A 2476-nucleotide genomic window follows, 5' to 3' on the forward strand; every position below is an offset into this window, starting at 1 on the left:
CCCGACAGATTGTCGGGTCGCGTGTTCATGCGGGTCTCGGCGTCTTGGACAAGGTCGTTCAGGGCCTCTTCGCGGAGGTAGTACCTCAAGCCGATCCGCCCGCGCCCGTCCCCGTAGCGAGACTCGGTGTCCACCAGGCCCAGGTCTCGCAGGCGGGCGATGTGCCGCTCCACCGAACGCACCGTCTGGGCCGACCGCCGGGCCAACAACTCCTGGCTCGGGTGGCACGACCACGCCTCGTCCGCATGGTCACCCAGCAGCAAAAGCACGAACGCCTGGCCGGTGTTGAGTTGGCCTGTCTCCGCGACTTTCTGCGCCCACTTCATCGCTTCGATGCTCATGCCTGCTCCTCCTCGGTCCCGAATGCCTCGGCGTGCGCCTCACGGGCATCGGCCAAGCGGCGGCGCCCGGTGCGCTCTGAGCACCCGAACTTCTCTGCGACCTCCGCCGCCGAGGGCACCTGGCCCTCCTGCGCACGGGCCACGATCCATGCGGTGATGTCCGCACCCGATGCCTTCTCCACCGTCTTCGTCTCTGCGGCGACCGGCTCTGACGACGCCACGGTCTCGACGACCTCGATCCCCTGGGCGACCTGCGATTCCTCGACCACGGCCTGCGGAACCTCGCGGGCCTCGCGTTCGGTCTCGAGTTTGGCTTGACGCTCCATCCGTTCCAGCTCCTGCCGGTGCCGAGCCTCGGCCACCTCGGCCTCCCGCTCGGCCTCGCGCCGCTGGGCCTCGATCTGCCAGCGGCTCGCTGCGAGTTCGGCCTCCAGCTCCGCGCGCTGACGATCCAGCTCCGCCTGAGCCTTCAGCTGCTCTGCTTCCTCCGACACCTGCGATGCGCGCTCGGCCCGCCGCGAGTCCGGGTTCTCCACCGCGACCCGCGCCAGCTGATCCGTGGCCACGAACACCGCCACCGGAACCATCACCGCGATGAGCGCACCCACCACGGACTGCCACACGCTCGCGTTCTCAGCACTCCACGCATGCGCCCCGTTGGCGATCATCGACAGCCCCGTGAACGCCCCCAGCGCCCACCACGACGCCCGCGCGGACTCCCCTCGAGACTCGTGCACCAGTACGGAGCCTGCGTAGACCAGGATCGCCAGGTCTATGAAGACCGGCACTGCCCAATGCATGAACGGCGGCAGCCCCAGCCACGCCGCGACCTCGTACAGCGCCGCGAACGAAATGGAGAACGCCACCAGCCCGGCCACAGCGGTCCCGGCCACCACGGCCCGGATGAACCGCCCATCGTTCGGGTTGACCCGGCGCGGAAGCGTCCGAATCCCACTGTCCGTGGGCCGCGCCCCGGTGCTATCCTTTGAGTGCTCGACCAGCGTGTTCTTTGGAATGTGCACCGTCTCGGATTGAGCGTTTTCGGAAGCCCCGACAGCCTGCCCGCTGGCCGGGGCTTCCGCCCTTTTCGGCCCAGACGTTCGGGCCTCCCACATCTGCTGCGCGCTCATCGCGTGCCCTCCTCGATCTTCTTCAGCACCTCATCCAGGTCGTCCACCGCGTCCCGCAGCGTCGACCGGATCTCCGCCTGGGACTCGCCCTCGACATGCCCCACGGACCGGATCACGTGCGCCAGCGTCCGCACGCACCGCACCGAGTCCCACACGACCCCGTGCAAGTCCTCGTCTTCGACCAGCGCCTTACCCGTCGCCGGAGACACCAGCGAGGCCACCGGGGTAGCCGCCTTGATCAGCGCTGGCACCGCGGCCGCACCCGACCCGTTGAACGCAGTCAGCACACGACGCGCGCGGCCCTTCTGTTCCTCGTCGTGCCGGACCAAGTTCAGCGGCTCGATCCCGAAGTCCTCGGCCGGCATGTCCAGCACCGAGTCCAGGCCCATCTGGCCCTCGAGCACCGCCTCTGGCCCTTCGGACGACGTCGCGGCTCGCTCGCGCACCGGCTGATAGGTCTTCCCGTCCGTGCCAGTCACCCGCCGAGCGTTTCCAGGTGTCCCATTTGGGACATCTCGACCCGCCGTCGCGTCGAGTTCCCGGTGCACGGTGCTCTTAGACAACTGAGTGGTGGTTGCGATGGCGCGTGCGCTCATGCCGGCCTCACGAAGTGAGAGGACCACGTCCTGCCGATATTCCAAGGGCGGACGGAGGTGGAGGTTTCCGAACTCACGGGTCACGTAGTCGTCCCAGCTGCGGTAGCCAAGAACGGCCCAGGCCCGTCCTCGATATGCCGAACGGATGAGGTGGTAGACCGACTCCATGCCAGTCTTAATCTGGTCCGTGAGGTCACGCGCTGCCGCAGCAGTCATGGACGCGCCGTGGTCAGGGTCAACCACTGTCGCCGTCACGGCTTCCCCTCCTCGGCCTCGAACACGAAGAGGTCTCGCATCGACAACCCAAGAAAGTCAGCGACGGTCTCGAGTTCCGTGAAGGTGAAATCGCGGTGCCCGTTCATACGTGCTGACACCGATGCGCGGCTTAGATGTTGTGGGTCATGAGGTT

Annotated in this window: 3 protein-coding genes; all 3 read right to left on the minus strand. The window is 67.4% G+C overall.

From position 1 onward, the window contains the following. Nucleotides 1-341: helix-turn-helix domain-containing protein (locus tag SJ20_RS09045; RefSeq protein ID WP_044659677.1), on the minus strand; the 341-nt coding region annotated here is incomplete at its 3' end. Then, nucleotides 338-1471: a DUF2637 domain-containing protein gene (locus SJ20_RS09050; protein ID WP_044659678.1), complete on the minus strand. Its 1134-nt coding sequence runs from the start codon at nt 1469-1471 to the stop codon at nt 338-340. The genes SJ20_RS09045 and SJ20_RS09050, both read right to left, overlap by 4 nt. Then, nucleotides 1468-2235: a helix-turn-helix domain-containing protein gene (locus tag SJ20_RS09055; RefSeq protein WP_235281289.1), complete on the minus strand. Its 768-nt coding sequence runs from the start codon at nt 2233-2235 to the stop codon at nt 1468-1470. The genes SJ20_RS09050 and SJ20_RS09055 overlap by 4 nt, the downstream gene beginning before the upstream one ends. Nucleotides 2236-2476 lie beyond the last annotated feature (241 nt).

Origin of the sequence: Micrococcus sp. MS-ASIII-49, from assembly GCF_000946635.1 — a bacterium.
GTDB lineage: Bacteria > Actinomycetota > Actinomycetes > Actinomycetales > Micrococcaceae > Micrococcus > Micrococcus luteus.